This window comes from Actinacidiphila sp. bgisy160 (assembly GCF_965342435.1).
Taxonomy (GTDB): domain Bacteria; phylum Actinomycetota; class Actinomycetes; order Streptomycetales; family Streptomycetaceae; genus Actinacidiphila.
Genome location: NZ_CBDRCM010000026.1, coordinates 40170 through 55271, shown reverse-complemented (window position 1 = coordinate 55271; position 15102 = coordinate 40170). Strand labels below are relative to the sequence as shown.

Here is a 15102-nt window from a genome sequence, read left to right as displayed (position 1 = left end):
GAGACGGCGGGACAGCCGAACACCCGGCGCGGCACCCACCGGCGCTCCACGTACCGGCCGCATCCCCTCAGCGGCGGCCCGAGATGCGGTCCGCGATGCGGGCGACGCGGTCGGTCTCCGTGCTGCGGCCGGTCTGCTCGCGGCGGTCGGCGGCGCGGTAGGCCGCGTACAGCCCGTGCACCCCGATCCACCGGAACGGCTCCGGCTCCCAGCGCCGCACGCGGTGGTGCACCCACGGCAGGGCCGTCAGCTCCGTGCCGTGCGCCTGGCCGGAGTCCAGCTGGACGAGGTCCCGCAGCGTCCGCGCCGCCAGGTTCGCCGTCGCGACACCGCTGCCGACGTAGCCGCCCGCCCAGCCGAGGCCGGTGGAGCGGTCCAGCTCCACCGTCGCGCACCAGTCGCGCGGTACGCCGAGCACCCCGGACCAGGCGTGGTCGACCGCCACCCGCCCCGTCGCCGGGAAGAAGCGCACCAGGAGCTCGCGCAGCGCCTCGATGGTCGCCGCCTGCGTGCGGCCGTCGTCGTCCGTGCGCGAGCCGAAGCGGTACGGCACCCCGCGGCCGCCGATGGCGACCCGGTCGTCGGCGGTGCGCTGCGCGTACATGTACGCGTGTGCCATGTCGCCGAGCGCCTCGCGGCCCTCCCAGCCGATGGTGTCCCAGACCTCCTTCGGCAGCGGCTCCGTCACGATCATCGAGGAGTTCATCGGCAGCCACGACCGCTTCTGGCCCTTGAGCGAGGCGGTGAACCCCTCCGTGCAGCGCAGGACGTAGGGGGCGCGCACGCTGCCGAACGGCGTGAGCGCGTGCTTGGGCCGGATCTCGGTCACCGGGGTCGACTCGTGGACGACGACGCCGAGCGCCTCCACCGCCCGGGCCAGCCCCTGCACCAGCTTCACCGGGTGGACGCGTGCACCGTGCGGCGTCCAGGTACCGCCGGCCGTCCCGGCGACCCTGATCCGCGCGGCGGACTCGGCCGCGCCCAGCAGCAGGCGGTCCTTCTCGCCGAAGGCGACCTCGGTCTCGTGGAACGCCCTGAGCCGGGCCAGCTGCGCGGGGGAGTGCGCGACCTCGAGCACGCCGCCCTTGTGGATGTCCGCGTCGATGCCCTCTTCGGCGGCGACCCGGATCACCTCGTCCACCGTCCCGTTCATCGCGCGTTGCAGGGCCACGGCGGCGTCACGGCCGTGCAGCGCGGCGTAGCGGTCGCGGCCGGCGATGCCGTTGTACAGCCAGCCGCCGTTGCGGCCGGAGGCGCCGTAGCCGCAGAAGCGCTGCTCCAGGACGACGATCCGCAGGAAGGGCACGGCCTTCTTGAGGTAGTAGGCGGTCCACAGTCCCGTGTAGCCGCCCCCGACGATGCACACGTCGGCGGTGGTGTCCCCGGGCAGCGGCTCACGCGGCGCGGGCAGCCCCGACTTCGCGTACCAGAAGGAGATGCCGCCGTTGACGGTGGTCATGGTGCCCCTGCAATTCGTATGCGCGATCGGTCCGGAAGGTGTGCCGGGACGTTACTGTGCCCCGGGAGCGGGCGGCAACGGTCAACCTGTCAGGATCAGCGCTCGGAGGTGGCACGGATGTCGGTGCGGAACGCGGTGGCGCGGGCCTGGTCGGAGCTGGTGGACACGGCCCGCCGTTCGGTCGACGACGGCCTCGTGGTCGGTACGTCCGGCAATGTGTCGGTGCGTGTGGGTGACGACCTCGTGCTCGTCACCCCCAGCGGAGTGCCCTACCACCGCCTCGGCCCGGACGACACGGTCGGGGTCGGCCTGGACGGCAAGCAGGTGCTCGGCAAGCTGCGCCCGACGAGCGAGCTGGCGATGCACCTGGCGATCTACCGGCACACCGACGCGGGCGCCGTCGTCCACACCCACGCCGTGCACGCCACCGCCGTCTCCACGCTCCTCTACGAACTCCCCGCCATCCACTACATGGCCGCGGCCCTGGGCGGCCGGATACGCGTCGCGGACTACGCCACGTACGGCAGCGAGGAACTGGCGGCCAACGTCCTGCGCGCGCTCCGCGACCGCACGGGCTGCCTGCTGCGCAACCACGGCACCATCGTCTACGGCGACGACCTCGAGCAGGCCTACGACCGCACCGCCCAGCTGGAATGGATGTGCCAGGTCTGGCTCGCGGCCCGCTCGGTGGCCGGTTTCTCGCCCTCGCTGCTGTCCAAGCGCGAACTCGCCCGCGTCGCCGAGAGGCTGCGCCAGTACGGCCAGCCCGGTGACGATGCGGAGGAGGAGCACGAGGTGAACGAGGTGCTTGGGGGGCAGGAGGGCCACGAGGGCCACGAGCCCGCCGACACCTACGACGCCGACGGGGAGGACGACGCCCACGGGGAGCACGGGGCCGTCCGCGCCGGCGTCCCCCGGCCCCGCGAGTCCCACGAGGACGAGCGCGACTGAGCCCGGACGGCTCCGCCCACTGGCCACCGCGGGTGTGCGCGCGGAGACTGGAGGCGATGCGCCTCACCACCGCGGCGGCCCTCGCCGCCACGACAGCGTTCGGTGCCGGGGCGGCCGCGGTGGCGGCCGGGCGGCATGTGTCCGAGCTTGCCCTGAGGCCGACCGCGGACGGCATCGACCCGGACCCGCTCACCGTCCACGCCGTGACCGGGCAGGACATCACCCTCAGCCGGACCCTGGGCACCGCCCGGCGCGGTGTGCACGGCCTGATGTCCGCCAGGGTGCACGTCACCGTCGGCGAGGTGCTCTCGACGGCCCCGGACTCCGTGACCCGCCGACTGGTGCGGATCAACCGCGGCGGCGTCGCGCCGGGCGACCAGGTGCGGCTCACCCCGCAGGTGCACGTCGGCACCCCGGGATCGGCCCTCGGCCTGGAGTACCGGGACGCCGAGATCCCCGCCGAACTCGGACTGCTGCCCGCCTGGTTCGTGCCCGGTGCCCGTGACACCTGGATCGTCCTCGCGCACGGCCTCGGCACCTCCCGCGAGCTCGGCATGAACGTCATGGCGTTCCTGGCCGACCTGCGGCTGCCCCTCCTGGCGTTCTCCTACCGCAACGACGCCGGCGCGCCCCCCTCGTGGGACGGCATCGGCCACCTCGGCGACTCCGAATGGCGCGACCTCGACGCGGCGATGCGCTACGCGGTACGGCACGGCGCGCGCCGGCTGGTGCTGCACGGCTGGTCCACCGGCGGCACGATGGCGCTGCGGGCCGCCTGCCACTCCCCGTTGCGCTCCCTGGTGTCCGGGATGGTCCTGGACTCGCCGGTGCTCGACTGGCAGAGCACGGTCCGTGCCGCCGCTGCCTCCCGGGGCGCCCCCCGCGCTCTGCTGCCCCTCGGCGTGCGCGCCACCGAGGGCCGCACCGGCCTGCACGCGGAGCGGATCGCGGAGGCGGCCCACCCGGAACGACTGGACGTCCCCACGCTCGTCTTCCACGGGCCCGGCGACACGCTCTCCCCGTGGGGGCCGTCCCGCCAACTCGCCCGTCAGCGGCCGGATCTCGTCACGCTGCACGCCGTCAGCGGCGCCTCGCACGCGGCGATGTGGAACGCCAACCCCTCAACATACGAGGAGGCCCTCCGGCGCTTCCTCACCCCCCTCCTCTGACGCCCTCCCTACGTGGTCTTTATGTCCTAATAAAGGTCTATCTCTCCCGGCAATTCGGGCGGCGTCAATCCCGGTACGGGGACGCTCGTTTGGGTTTCCGGGTGCTCACCCGCAAGACTGCTCCCGTGACGTCCCGTATCCCGCGAGACACTCCGCTGCGTCTTGTCCCGCGCAGGCCACTCGCCACCGCGCGCCGTGCCGCCACGGTGCGGCGAAGCCGCCCGCCGCGGCCGCCGGAGGGAATCCCGGCGCTGCCCGAGCTCGCCCGCAGGGCGCGCACCGAACTCTCGGACGCCGTGCGGCTGGCCCGCTGGGCCGACGTGGAGACCGGCGCCGCCGCCCCCGGGACCGCCGGGATACTGCGGGACTCCGACGTGCTGCGGGCCGCCGCCGCCCTGGCCCTGACGGAGCGGCAGGTACGCGCCGCCTGGGACCGGGCCCGGCTGACCGGCCTGATCGAGCTGCACAAAGGAGGTGCCGCCCGACCCGGCTGGCGCCTGCGCGCCTGGGACCGCGACGACACCGCCGTGCTGCGCGGCTGGGTCGCGCTCTTCGACGCCTGGTCGCTGGCGCACCCGGCGGCGCTCGAGCCGGAGTGCGCCGACGCCGACCCCTCGCTCGTCGCCGAGGTCGTCGAGGCCGCACCGCAACTGCTCTCCCTGCTCCACCTCTCCTCCGGTCCGGTCGCCGTGGCCGTGCTGCTGGACCTGTTGCGGCAGCGTGTGGCCGAGCTACGCGCGGAGCGCCACGAGCCCCCGGCCGGCGGCGGCCGCGACGAACTGCCCGCACTGCTGGACTGGACGCTGGACGCGCTCGCCCGCGTCGGCGCCCTCAAGCCCCGTGATCCGGCCCGCCCCGGCGAGGTCACCATCACCGCGCTCGGCAGCTGGGCGGTGTGGGTGAAGCTGGAACAGATCTGCGTGGCCGCGCAGGGCCCCGCCGGGCACTTCGAGCACTCCGCCGAGGAGATGCTCAAGGCCTGCATCGGAATGGCGCCCGGCGCCGCCCGCGACGAGTACAAGGCCTGGCTGGCGGCCCGCCCGGTGGCCCAGGCGGTGGGCGAGTTCCTGGAGGTGGCGCGCGGCGACGACGCCCTGCTGCGCGCCCTGGCCTTCGAGGCGCTGCGCGTCGTCGGCGGCCCGGCGGAGCCCGCCGTGCGCGACGTGGTGGACGAGGCCGGGCTGCGGCCCTACGCGCTGCTCTGGCTCGCCGAGCACGAGGGCGCGGACCCGGAGGACGTCGCTGCGCTGCTCACCCGCGAGGAGTCCACCTGGCTGTGGGTGGACACCGCCGCGGCCGTCGCCGACCACGGCGAGAGCCACCTGCTGGTGAGTCATCTCGAGACGGCCGTCCAGGGCTCGGTCACCCGCCTCCTGGAGGAGCTGCGCCACGCGGGCCACCCCCGCACCGTCCAGGTGCTCGTCGCCCTGGCCGCCGCGCACCCCGACCCGGCCCTGTCCAAGATGATCCGCCGGGCCGCCTTCCAGGTGCACACCGGCGGAGAGTGACGACAGGTCCCGTCCCTACTCCGGTATCCGCGGCACATAGGTGCCGAAGGACCAGAGGTTGCCCTCCGGGTCGCGGGCCGTGTAGTCCCGCGACCCGTAGTCCTGGTCGCTGAGCGGCAGCACGACCTCGGCCCCGGCGGCGACGGCGCGCTCGTGGTGGGCGTCGGTGTCCTCCACGGCCACGTACGCCGACGCGGCGCCCAGGTCCGCGGCGATCCGGCTGAACGCGGTGCCCGAGCGCTCGCTGCCGAGCATCACCACTCCGTTGCCGTAGGCCAGTTCCGCGTGCGCCACGATGCCGTCCTCGTCCTCGTACACCGCGACCTCGGTGAACCCGAAGGCCTCCTTGAGGAAGACGATGGCAGCCTTCGCGTCCTTGTAGCGCAGCGTCGGGCAGACGGTGGGCGCGGTTGCCTTCCCGGCCATGACGATCACTCTCCCCTTCCGGGACCGGACGTCCTGTCTCGACGTGGATCTCAGTCTGGCAGGGGGGTCTGACAATGACCCCGGGAACGGACATTCCGGCCGGTCAACGCCGGAAGGTGTCGCAGTCGCCGGGGGCGCCGGAGTCCAGTCCGGTGGTGAACCACTGCTGACGCTGCGCGGACGAGCCGTGCGTCCAGGACTCCGGGGTCACCCGGCCCTGCACCCGTGACTGGATCGCGTCGTCGCCGACCGCCGCGGCCGCGTCCAGCCCCCGGCGGATGTCCTCCTCGTCGAGCGCGCTGATCATCGGGCTGCCCGTGTCCTCGTCCATGGTCCGGGTGGCGTTGCGCGCCCACACGCCCGCGTAGCAGTCGGCCTGCAGTTCCACGCGCACCGAGTTGCTGCCCGGGCCGGTGAGCCGGTCCTGCGCCTTGCCCAGCGTCCCCACCAGGCCCTGCACATGGTGCCCGTACTCGTGGGCGACGACGTAGCTCTCGGCGAACGGCCCGCCCTGCGCCCCGAAACGGCTGGTCAGGGTCGAGAAGAAGTCCAGGTCGAGGTAGACCTTGCGGTCCACGGGGCAGTAGAAGGGCCCCGACGACGGGTCGGCGACCCCGCACCCGGTGCTGATGGGCCGGTCGAAGAAGACGGTCGGTGCGGGCTCATAGGTCATGCCGCGCTTGCGGAACTCCGACGCCCAGTACGCCTGCACGTTGTTGATCACCCCGACCATGCGGCACTCCTGGCGGGCGTTGGCGTCGGCGCCGGTGCGGCAGCCGGCGGCGAGGTCGGAGCCCGAGTTCGTGCCCGGGGCCCGGCCCGGCGGATCGGAGGAGAGCCCCAGCTGGTCGGGACTGATGCCGAAGATCAGTCCGATCACCACGACGATCAGCCCCGCGAGACCACCCCCCACCAGCTTGCCCCGCGGTCTGCCGCCGGGAGGTCCGCCGCCTCGCCGGTCCTCCACCTGGGACGTGTCGAGCGATGCGTCGTCGTCGAACTGCATACCTCCGATTATCTGCCGCTCTATCCCCCGAGGCCCGTCGCGGCCGCCGGGACGGGGACCGCCCCGCCCTGCCCCGGCCCCGGCCGAAAACCGCTTGCCGGGTACCCGTGCCGCCCCCGGTAGACTGGAGTCATGGCAGTGATCCTCACGCATTAGACGGCGTCCGACCGCGACCACCGCGACCACATCGTCCGACTGCCGTCCGATACGCCCTGGAGCTTCTTCCCGTGATTACTGCCACCGGCATCGAGCTGCGCGCCGGAGCTCGCGTCCTCATCGAGTCCGCCTCCTTCCGCATCGCCCGCGGCGACCGCGTCGGCCTGGTCGGCCGCAACGGCGCCGGCAAGACGACCCTCACCAAGGTGCTCGCGGGCGAGGGCCTGCCCGCCGGCGGCAGCGTGACGCGTTCCGGTGAGGTCGGTTATCTGCCCCAGGACCCGCGCACCGGCGACCTCGACGTGCTGGCCCGTGACCGCATCCTGTCCGCCCGCGGCCTGGACACCGTGCTCCGCAAGATGCGCGAGAACGAGGAGCGGATGGCCAACGGCAAGGGTGCCACTCGCGACAACGCGATGAAGAAGTACGCGCGCCTGGAGACCGAGTTCCTCACCAAGGGCGGTTACGCCGCCGAGGCCGAGGCCGCCACCATCGCTGCCGCCCTGGGTCTGCCCGACCGGGTCCTCGCCCAGCCGCTGCACACGCTCTCCGGCGGTCAGCGCCGCCGTGTCGAGCTGGCCCGCATCCTGTTCTCCGACGCCGACACCCTGCTGCTCGACGAGCCGACCAACCACCTCGACGCCGACTCCATCCTGTGGCTGCGGGACTTCCTCAAGACCTACCGCGGCGGCTTCATCGTCATCTCCCACGACATCAACCTGGTGGAGACGGTCGTCAACAAGGTCTTCTACCTGGACGCCAACCGTTCCCAGATCGACGTCTACAACATGGGCTGGAAGCAGTACCTCACCCAGCGGGAGGCCGACGAGAAGCGCCGCAAGCGCGAGCGCGCCAACGCCGAGAAGAAGGCCGCGACCCTCAACGCCCAGGCCGACAAGATGCGCGCCAAGGCCACCAAGACCGTCGCCGCCCAGAACATGGCGCGCCGCGCGGACAAGCTGCTGTCGGGGCTGGAGGCGGTGCGGCAGTCCGACAAGGTCGCCAAGCTGCGCTTCCCGGATCCCGCGCCCTGCGGCAAGACCCCGCTGACGGCCGAGGGGCTGTCCAAGTCGTACGGCTCGCTGGAGATCTTCACCGACGTCGACCTGGCCATCGACAAGGGCTCCCGGGTCGTCATCCTCGGCCTCAACGGTGCCGGCAAGACGACGCTTCTGCGGCTGCTGGCGGGCGTCGAGCAGCCCGACACCGGCGAGGTCGTCCCCGGCCACGGCCTGAAGCTGGGCTACTACGCCCAGGAGCACGAGACCCTCGACCCCGACCGGACCGTGCTGGAGAACATGCGCTCGGCGGCGCCCGACATGGACCTGGTCGCCGTCCGCAAGATCCTGGGCTCGTTCCTCTTCTCCGGCGACGATGTCGACAAGCCCGCCGGCGTGCTGTCCGGCGGTGAGAAGACCCGGCTCGCGCTCGCCACCCTCGTCGTCTCCAGCGCCAACGTGCTGCTGCTCGACGAGCCCACCAACAACCTCGACCCGGCCAGTCGCGAGGAGATCCTCGGCGCGCTGCGCACGTTCACGGGCGCGGTGGTCCTCGTCACCCACGACGAGGGCGCGGTGGAGGCGCTGCAGCCCGAGCGGATCATCCTCCTGCCCGACGGCGTCGAGGACCTGTGGGGCCAGGACTACGCCGACCTCGTCGCGCTCGCCTGATCTTCCGGGGCCCGCCGCCGATCATCCGTGTGGATCACTCCACCGGATCATTCGGCCGACGGGCGGTCCTTCATCTGTGTGAGACGGACTCGTACTCCGGCGCGGGAACGTGCGAAATACCGGACGTAGGGATGTATCAGCCACGTCACACGGGGAAACTCCTTACCGGCTCGGGTGACCTGCCTTTTCTCCGCCGCGCTCCGGGAGGGGTCCGGGAACGCCCGGCGGAATGCCGGATTCCACTTGTTCGGCACGAGGTGTCCGTGTCAACTGCGCGCCAAATGTTGTCGCACGGACCTTGCCGAATGGGTGGCCAGGAAGTCTCCTAGGGGTGATCATGAGAGTCACAGAGCGCACTTCCCTAGAGGAGGCACGGGTGGCCGAGACTCTGAAGAAGGGCAGCCGGGTGACCGGCGCCGCGCGCGAGAAGCTCGCGGCAGACCTCAAGAAGAAGTACGACGGTGGAGCAAGCATCCGGGCGCTGGCCGAGGAGACCGGCCGCTCGTACGGCTTCGTCCACCGGATGCTCAGTGAGTCCGGCGTGACCCTGCGCGGTCGCGGCGGAGCGACACGAGGCAAGAAGGTTTCCACGGCCTGACACAGCCGGGCGCCTCGCGTGGCGGCTCGGAGTCGTGGTGGACCACCCGGTCGCGGAAACGGCCGACCGGGTGGTTACTCTTCGGTAATCCAGACTGCGGATCGCCAGGAGGTGCCCGATGTCCGACCCCACCGTGCTGCTGGAACGTGATGGCGTACGGCTCGCGACGGAGGATTCCGTCGCCACCGTGACGCTGTGCAACGCGGCCAAGCGCAACGCCCAGTCGCCCGCCATGTGGCGGGCGCTGGTCGAGGCCGGCCGCCTGCTGCCGGGCAGCGTACGGGTCGTCGTGCTCCGCGCGGAGGGTGTGTCCTTCTCCGCCGGGCTGGACCGGCAGGCCTTCACGCCCGAGGGATTCGACGGCGAGCCGTCTTTCGTCGACCTCGCGCGCGCTCCCGAGGGTGAACTCGACGCCACGATCGCCGAGTACCAGTCGGCGTTCACCTGGTGGCGGCGGAACGACGTCGTCACCGTCGCCGCCGTACAGGGGCACGCCATCGGGGCGGGCTTCCAGCTGGCCCTCGCCTGCGACCTGCGCGTCGTCGCCGACGACGTGCAGTTCGCCATGCGCGAGACCAGCCTGGGCCTGGTCCCCGACCTCGCCGGCACCAAGCCGCTGACCGAACTGGTCGGCTACGCCCGGGCGCTGGAGATCTGCGCCACGGGCCGCTTCGTCGGCGCCGAGGAGGCCTGTGCCACCGGCCTCGCCAACGTCGCCGTCCCGGCGGCCGAGCTGGACGGCACCGTCAAGGACCTGGTGGGCGCCCTGCTGGCCGCGCCGCGCGACGCGGTCATCGAGACCAAGGCCCTCCTCCGCGAGGCCTCCGGGCGAACGTACGACGAGCAGCGCGTGGCCGAGCGCGCCGCGCAGGGCCGCCGGTTGCGGGACCTGGCGGGCGTGGGGGAGTAGCGGCCCTCCGCCGGGGGCCGCGGTCCGGGGCCTCAGCCCCCGGCGATGTCGGTGACCACGACGGTCGTGGCGTCCTGCGTCACGGCCGTCACCGCCGCGGCCACTGCCCGTCCGACGTCCAGGGCGCGATGGCCCGTGCCCACCGCGATCTGCACCTGGGAGGGATGGCGCTGCCCGCCCAGCCGCGAGGTCAGCCCGGCGACCCCGGGCACCGCCGCGGCGGCGCGGCCCGCGGTGGTGGTCCTCCGCCCCTCCTCCGGCGGGTCGGCGTCCTCCTCGGGGCATGCCGGCCGGGGGCCGCCCTCCTCCAGCAGTCCGGTGACCGTCAGGTCGATCGCCTCCGGCTCCAGCCCGACACTCTCGACGGCCGCTTCCCACAGTGCGTCGCGCAGCCGTCCGGCCGACTCGGGCAGCGGATGGTCCGCAGTGGCCTCGAAGCCGGCCTCCACCCGCAGCGGCCGTCTCGGCAGCGCCCCGGCCGGCGCCGACCCCGGCGCCGACCCCGGCGGCGCCCCGGCCGCGCCGGCGGACTCGCCCTCCGCTCCGTCCGGCCCCTTCGCCGCGCCGATGCGCAGCGCGCCCAGGCGGATCCCCGGCACCGCTTCGGCGGCCGCGCGCAGCACCCCGGCCGCCGCCCGTTCGGTGACCCACACCGTGTCCCCGGGGCCGCCGAGCGGGAGCACCCGGCCGAGCCCGAGTTGCCGGCGCACCGAACGAGCCAGCCGGTCCGCGGTCATCGGCCGTCACCTCCTCCGCTGCGCGTCCGCGCGGGCCGCCGTCCTGGCCCTGATCGCTGCATCCTCACAGCGCGACGGGGCATGCCCACATAGTGTGGTGCAAGGAGCAGCCCGTACCGCTCCCGCCATCGGAAACCCGAAGGGAAGAGGTGCGATGACCGACACCGCGCAACAGGCGGAGGGGCGGGGCCGGACCCTGGAGAAGGGGACCAGCCCGGCCGGCAACGGCACGTCAGGGCGGCGGGCACCCCTGGGCGATCCCGCGACACGCGGGCGGACCACCATCGCGGACGGCGTGGTCGAGAAGATCGCCGGGCTCGCGGCGCGCGACGTGGAGGGCGTGCACGCCCTCGGCTCCGGCGTCTCCCGGGGCTTCGGCGCGGTCCGCGACCGGGTGCCCGGCGGCAGGTCCGTGACCCGGGGCGTGCGGGCCGAGGTGGGCGAGGTGCAGGCCGCCCTCGACCTGGACATCGTCGTGGACTACGGGGTCTCGATCGTGGCGGTCGCGCACGGGGTGCGCGAGAACGTCATCGCGGCCGTGGAGCGGATGACCGGTCTCGAGGTCATCGAGGTCAACATCGCGGTGGGCGACGTCAAGCTCCCTGAGGACACGGACGACGACGACCAGGAGCAGCGGGTCCAGTGACGGGCCCCGGGAGGGAAACAGGGAGCGGACGATGAGCATGGCCGTGCTCGGCTTGATCGTCGGGATGGCGCTCGGATTCGCCGGTTACTTCGGCGGGTTCGCGGCCTTCCTGCTGGTGGCGGCGCTCGGCGCCGTCGGTTTCGTCGTCGGCCGGTTCCTCGACGGCGACCTGGAACCCGGGGAGTTCTTCCGCAGCCGTGACCGGAGGCGGTGAGCCACGCAGATGACGGCCGCGGCGCCGACACCCACGTCACCCGCCCCGCCCCCCGTCCCCGGCGTGCGCGGTTCGCTCCGCCTCGCCGACCGCGTGCTGGCGAAGATCGCCTCCCAGGCGGCCCGTGAGGCGCTTGTCGACGCCCCCGGCCGGGAGTACGTGCCGCGCGACGCGCGTCCCCAGGCCGGCGTCTCCGTCCACCGCGAGGAGGTGTACGTACGGCTCTCCGTCGAACTCGGCTACCCAGTGGACATCGCCGCGGTGTGCCGCTCGGTGCGCCGACATGTCGCCTACCGAGTCGAGGAGTTGACCGGCGTCGCGGTCGTCGGGGTGACCGTGGAGGTCGAGCGGCTGCACTCGCGGGCCAGCCACGTCCTGGAGGAGGCGAGGGTCCGGTGAGCGATCTCGGCCCGGCCCCGCTCGCGCCACCCCCGGGACCGCCGTCCGGACCGCCGCCGGCCGGTTCCCGCCCGCGGCGGCGCTTCTGGTCCCCGCGCCGCCTCCCGGCCGCGATCACCGCCGCCCTCCTGGCCGTCGCGGCCGGGCTGCTGCTCTACGACGTCGCGGCGGTCCGCGCCGGACGGCCCGGGATGGCCTGGCGCCGGACCCTCGCCGGCGAACTGGCCACCCGCCCGCTGGACGATCCGTGGATCCTGGCCGCGGCCTGCGTGGCGGTCGTGCTCGGGCTCTGGCTGCTCGTGCTGGCCGTCACCCCGGGGCTCCGCGACGTGCTCGCCATGCGCGCCGGAACGGCGCCCGTACGGGCCGGACTCGACCGTCACGCCGCCGAACTCACCCTGCGCGACCGCGCGGTGGAGGTCTCCGGGGTGCGCTCGGCACGCGTCACGGTCACCCGCCGCACCGCCACCGTGCGCGCGGTGGTCGCCTTCCGGGAGACGGAGGCGGTACGCGCCGATCTGGCGGCCACCCTGGCCGAGGCCATGGAACAACTGGGCCTGGCCCGGCCGCTCGGCCTGGCGCTGCACGTCCGCCGCATGGAAGAGGGGTGAGGCGCGGTGCGCGCCATCGTCAATCGTGCCGTCCTCGCCCTCGTGGGGCTGGCCCTGGTGCTCCTCGGCGCCCTTGTGCTGTGTTCGGCGACGGGCCTGCTGCACCGTCCGTACACCGGGCGGGACGACGTACTGCTCAGCGAAGGCGACCGGACCCGCTACGAGGACGCCTCCTGGTGGTGGCCCACCGTGATCGGCGTGCTGGCCCTGATCGTGCTGTGCGCCGTGTGGTGGCTGCTCGCCCAGGTGCGCGACCGCAGGCTGCGCCGGCTGGCGGTGGACGCCGCCGACGACGGCGTGGCCCTGCTGCGCGGCCGGGCCCTGGAGGAGATGATCGCCGCCGACGCCGAGCAGCTCCACGGCGTCGACCACGCCACCACCGCCATCATGGGCACGCCCACCGCGCCCCGCGCCCGGCTGCAGCTCGCCCTGTCCCCGCACGCCGTCCCCGGCGACGTCCTGGACGGACTCGACTCCGCCGTCCTGGACCGCGCCCGGGTCAGTGCCGGCGTCCCCCGGCTCCCCGCGGAGGTCCGCCTGCGTGCCGTCAGCCACCGGGCGGCCCGCGTCAGCTGACCCGCGCGGACGGGGGTGCGGCGTTGTCCGCGACGACGCCGGTCGCCCGCTCGGGGCCGCCCAGCGCCGCGACGGCGGCGGCCACCGAGTCCTCGTGGCGGCCGCCGACGACCACCCGCGCGCCGTCGGCGACCAGTTCCCGCGCGGCGGCGAAGCCCAGCCCGCGGGTCCCGCCCGTGACGACGTGCGCCCTGTCCCTCGGCCCGCGATCCATGGCGTCATCGTGCCGCGTCGCGGCCGGAGAGCGTGAGTGCCGTGTTGACCAGGCCGATGTGGCTGAACGCCTGCGGGAAGTTGCCCAGCTGACGCCGATCGACCGGGTCCCACTCCTCCGCCAGCAGGCCGACGTCGTTGCACAGGCCCAGCAGCCGTTGGAACAGCTCGCGAGCCTCGTCGGTGCGGCCGATGCGGTGCAGCGCGTCGGCGAGCCAGAACGAGCAGGCCAGGAAGGCGCCTTCGCCGCCGGGCAGCCCGTCCACACTGCTGTCCTCCAGGGTGTAGCGGCGGACGAAGCCGCCGTGGTCCAGTTCGCGACGCACCGCCTCCACCGTGCCGACCACCCGGCTGTCGGTGACGGGCAGGAAGCCCACCTGTGGGATGAGCAGGGTCGCCGCGTCCAGTTCCTTGGAGCCGTAGTACTGCGTGAAGGTGTTGCGCTCCCGGTCGAAACCCCTGCGGCACACCTCACGGTGCACCGCGCTGCGCATCGCCCGCCAGGAGTCCGCGTCGCCGGACAGGTGCGGATGGCTCTCCAGGGTGCGCACCGCGCGGTCGGCGGCCACCCAGGCCATCACCTTGGAGTGCACGAAGTGCTGCCGGTCGCCGCGCACCTCCCACAGGCCCTCGTCGGGCTCTTGCCACTTGGACTCCAGGAAGTCCATCAGCGTGCGCTGCACCGCCCAGGCGTGGGGTTCGTCGCGCAGCCCGAAGCTGCGGGCGAGGAAGAGCGAGTCGAGGACCTCGCCGTAGACGTCGAGCTGAAGTTGCTTGGCCGCGGCGTTGCCGGTCCGCACCGGCAAGGACGCCTCGTACCCCGGGAGCCAGTCCAGCTCCTCCTCGGGCAGCCGGCGCTCGCCCGTCAGCCCGTACATGATCTGCAGGTCGGCGGGGTCGCCGGCGACGGCGCGCAGCAGCCAGTCGCGCCAGTGGTAGGCCTCCTTGAGGTAGCCGGTCTCCACCAGCACGTTCAGGGTGAGCGTCGCGTCGCGCAGCCAGCAGAAGCGGTAGTCCCAGTTCCGCACCCCGCGGATCTCCTCCGGCAGCGAGGAGGTCGCCGCGGCGACGATCCCGCCGCTGGGCGCGTACGTCAGCGCCTTGAGGGTGATCAGCGAGCGCAGCACCGCGTCCCGCCAGGGACCGTCGTAGCGGCACGTGGCAGACCAGGACTCCCAGTCCTCGCAGCTCTGCTCCAGCGCCCGGAAGGGGTCGACCAGGCGCGGCCGGCTCTCGTGGGAGGGGTGCCAGGTCAGGGCGAAGGCGATCCGCTCGCCCTCGGCGACGGTGAAGTCGGCGTGCGTGGCGAAGCCCTTGCCGTACATGGGTACCTGGGGCTCGGTGCGCAGCCACACCGAGTCCGGCCCGGCGATCGCGACGCGGTGGCCGTCGGTGCGGCGCATCCAGGGGACGACCCTCCCGTAGTCGAAGCGCAGCCGCAGCTCGCTGGTCATGGCGACGTGCCCGCGCACCCCCTCGACGATGCGCATGACGTCCGGTGCGCGATCGCGCTGGGGCATGAAGTCGATCACTTTGGCGGTGCCGTCGCGGGTCTCCCAGACGCTCTCCAGCACCAGGGTGCCCTCGCGGTACGAGCGGCGTGTGCACGGTTCCTCGCGCCAGGCCGAGGCCGGGGCGATCCGCCAGTTGCCGTTGTCCTCGTCGCCCAGCAGCGCGGCGAAGCAGGCGGGGGAGTCGAAGCGGGGCAGGCACAGCCAGTCGATGGAGCCGCTCCTGGAGACCAGCACGGCGGTCTGCAGGTCGCCGATGATCGCGTAGTCCTCGATCAGTGCCGCCACGGCCGGCCTCCGCCTCTCCCGCTACGAGGGTCCCCGCTCTACGAGGGTGCCCCG

General features: G+C 73.4%; 15 protein-coding genes and 2 pseudogenes. 11 read left to right on the top strand and 6 right to left on the bottom strand.

What is annotated here, in order from left to right; all coding sequences use genetic code 11:
- Window positions 1–67: 67 nt before the first annotated feature.
- Window positions 68–1459 carry an NAD(P)/FAD-dependent oxidoreductase gene (locus tag ACRWNP_RS21045; RefSeq protein WP_431963585.1) on the bottom strand — a complete coding sequence of 464 codons (1392 nt, stop codon included), beginning with the start codon at window positions 1457–1459 and terminating at the stop codon, window positions 68–70.
- Between the two features lie 117 nt (window positions 1460–1576).
- Here ACRWNP_RS21045 and ACRWNP_RS21040 point away from each other — a divergent pair.
- The 3 genes and pseudogenes from ACRWNP_RS21040 to ACRWNP_RS21030 all read left to right on the top strand — a co-directional run.
- Window positions 1577–2227: pseudogene (locus tag ACRWNP_RS21040) on the top strand (class II aldolase/adducin family protein); the annotation flags it as partial.
- 239 nt (window positions 2228–2466) lie between these two features.
- Entirely contained in the window at window positions 2467–3579 is a 1113-nt protein-coding gene (locus tag ACRWNP_RS21035) for an alpha/beta hydrolase family protein (RefSeq protein ID WP_431963583.1), read from the top strand.
- A 125-nt stretch (window positions 3580–3704) separates the two neighbouring features.
- Window positions 3705–5087, top strand: coding sequence for a hypothetical protein (locus ACRWNP_RS21030; RefSeq protein WP_431963582.1), 1383 nt, complete (start codon window positions 3705–3707; stop codon window positions 5085–5087).
- A 15-nt stretch (window positions 5088–5102) separates the two neighbouring features.
- Here ACRWNP_RS21030 and ACRWNP_RS21025 read toward each other — a convergent pair whose 3' ends face one another.
- Together ACRWNP_RS21025 and ypfJ are read right to left on the bottom strand one after the other, a co-directional pair.
- Window positions 5103–5513, bottom strand: a complete 411-nt coding sequence (locus ACRWNP_RS21025; RefSeq protein WP_431963580.1) for a VOC family protein — start codon at window positions 5511–5513, stop codon at window positions 5103–5105.
- A 103-nt stretch (window positions 5514–5616) separates the two neighbouring features.
- The gene (gene ypfJ / locus ACRWNP_RS21020) at window positions 5617–6519 is read right to left on the bottom strand and encodes a KPN_02809 family neutral zinc metallopeptidase (RefSeq protein WP_431963578.1); all 903 of its coding nucleotides are present in this window, start codon (window positions 6517–6519) and stop codon (window positions 5617–5619) included.
- 227 nt (window positions 6520–6746) lie between these two features.
- Here ypfJ and ACRWNP_RS21015 point away from each other — a divergent pair, with 227 nt between their 5' ends.
- The 3 genes from ACRWNP_RS21015 (at window position 6747) to ACRWNP_RS21005 (ending at window position 9853) form a co-directional block, all read left to right on the top strand.
- Window positions 6747–8345 (top strand): ABC-F family ATP-binding cassette domain-containing protein, encoded by a 1599-nt coding sequence (locus tag ACRWNP_RS21015; protein ID WP_431963576.1) that lies wholly within the window; start codon window positions 6747–6749, stop codon window positions 8343–8345.
- 376 nt (window positions 8346–8721) lie between these two features.
- Complete coding sequence (locus ACRWNP_RS21010; RefSeq protein WP_018560612.1) at window positions 8722–8943, top strand: helix-turn-helix domain-containing protein; 222 nt, start codon at window positions 8722–8724, stop codon at window positions 8941–8943.
- A 118-nt stretch (window positions 8944–9061) separates the two neighbouring features.
- Window positions 9062–9853 carry an enoyl-CoA hydratase/isomerase family protein gene (locus tag ACRWNP_RS21005; protein ID WP_431963574.1) on the top strand — a complete coding sequence of 264 codons (792 nt, stop codon included), beginning with the start codon at window positions 9062–9064 and terminating at the stop codon, window positions 9851–9853.
- 32 nt (window positions 9854–9885) lie between these two features.
- Here the strand turns inward: ACRWNP_RS21005 and ACRWNP_RS21000 are convergent, their stop codons facing one another.
- A complete protein-coding gene (locus ACRWNP_RS21000; protein ID WP_431963572.1) occupies window positions 9886–10590 on the bottom strand; it encodes a hypothetical protein in 705 nt (234 codons plus the stop codon).
- Between the two features lie 154 nt (window positions 10591–10744).
- Between ACRWNP_RS21000 and ACRWNP_RS20995 the strand changes: the two genes are divergently transcribed.
- The 5 genes from ACRWNP_RS20995 (at window position 10745) to amaP (ending at window position 13036) form a co-directional block, all read left to right on the top strand.
- On the top strand, window positions 10745–11236 hold the full coding sequence (locus ACRWNP_RS20995) for an Asp23/Gls24 family envelope stress response protein (RefSeq protein ID WP_431963570.1): 492 nt from the start codon (window positions 10745–10747) through the stop codon (window positions 11234–11236).
- 31 nt (window positions 11237–11267) lie between these two features.
- Window positions 11268–11450 carry a hypothetical protein gene (locus tag ACRWNP_RS20990; protein WP_018560608.1) on the top strand — a complete coding sequence of 61 codons (183 nt, stop codon included), beginning with the start codon at window positions 11268–11270 and terminating at the stop codon, window positions 11448–11450.
- Window positions 11451–11513: 63 nt separating this feature from the next.
- A complete protein-coding gene (locus tag ACRWNP_RS20985; protein ID WP_431963568.1) occupies window positions 11514–11849 on the top strand; it encodes an Asp23/Gls24 family envelope stress response protein in 336 nt (111 codons plus the stop codon).
- Window positions 11846–12460, top strand: coding sequence for a DUF6286 domain-containing protein (locus ACRWNP_RS20980; RefSeq protein ID WP_431963566.1), 615 nt, complete (start codon window positions 11846–11848; stop codon window positions 12458–12460). The genes ACRWNP_RS20985 and ACRWNP_RS20980 overlap by 4 nt, the downstream gene beginning before the upstream one ends.
- 6 nt (window positions 12461–12466) lie before the next feature.
- Window positions 12467–13036 (top strand): alkaline shock response membrane anchor protein AmaP, encoded by a 570-nt coding sequence (gene amaP / locus ACRWNP_RS20975; RefSeq protein ID WP_431963564.1) that lies wholly within the window; start codon window positions 12467–12469, stop codon window positions 13034–13036.
- Between the two features lie 4 nt (window positions 13037–13040).
- Here amaP and ACRWNP_RS20970 read toward each other — a convergent pair.
- Both ACRWNP_RS20970 and ACRWNP_RS20965 read right to left on the bottom strand, forming a co-directional pair.
- Window positions 13041–13250, bottom strand: a pseudogene (locus ACRWNP_RS20970) (SDR family NAD(P)-dependent oxidoreductase); the annotation flags it as partial.
- A 4-nt stretch (window positions 13251–13254) separates the two neighbouring features.
- A complete protein-coding gene (locus ACRWNP_RS20965; RefSeq protein WP_431963562.1) occupies window positions 13255–15048 on the bottom strand; it encodes a glycoside hydrolase family 15 protein in 1794 nt (597 codons plus the stop codon).
- Between the last annotated feature and the right edge of the window lie 54 nt (window positions 15049–15102).

Bases quoted from the DNA above. Each gene is read 5' to 3' on its own strand.
- ACRWNP_RS21000 (WP_431963572.1), bottom strand. From the start codon at position 10,590: ATGACCGCGGACCGGCTGGCTCGTTCGGTGCGCCGGCAACTCGGGCTC.
- ACRWNP_RS20990 (WP_018560608.1), top strand. From the start codon at position 11,268: ATGAGCATGGCCGTGCTCGGCTTGATCGTCGGGATGGCGCTCGGATTC.
- ACRWNP_RS20995 (WP_431963570.1), top strand. From the start codon at position 10,745: ATGACCGACACCGCGCAACAGGCGGAGGGGCGGGGCCGGACCCTGGAG.
- ACRWNP_RS21005 (WP_431963574.1), top strand. From the start codon at position 9,062: ATGTCCGACCCCACCGTGCTGCTGGAACGTGATGGCGTACGGCTCGCG.
- ypfJ (WP_431963578.1), bottom strand. From the start codon at position 6,519: ATGCAGTTCGACGACGACGCATCGCTCGACACGTCCCAGGTGGAGGAC.
- ACRWNP_RS21035 (WP_431963583.1), top strand. From the start codon at position 2,467: ATGCGCCTCACCACCGCGGCGGCCCTCGCCGCCACGACAGCGTTCGGT.
- ACRWNP_RS21025 (WP_431963580.1), bottom strand. From the start codon at position 5,513: ATGGCCGGGAAGGCAACCGCGCCCACCGTCTGCCCGACGCTGCGCTAC.
- ACRWNP_RS21045 (WP_431963585.1), bottom strand. From the start codon at position 1,459: ATGACCACCGTCAACGGCGGCATCTCCTTCTGGTACGCGAAGTCGGGG.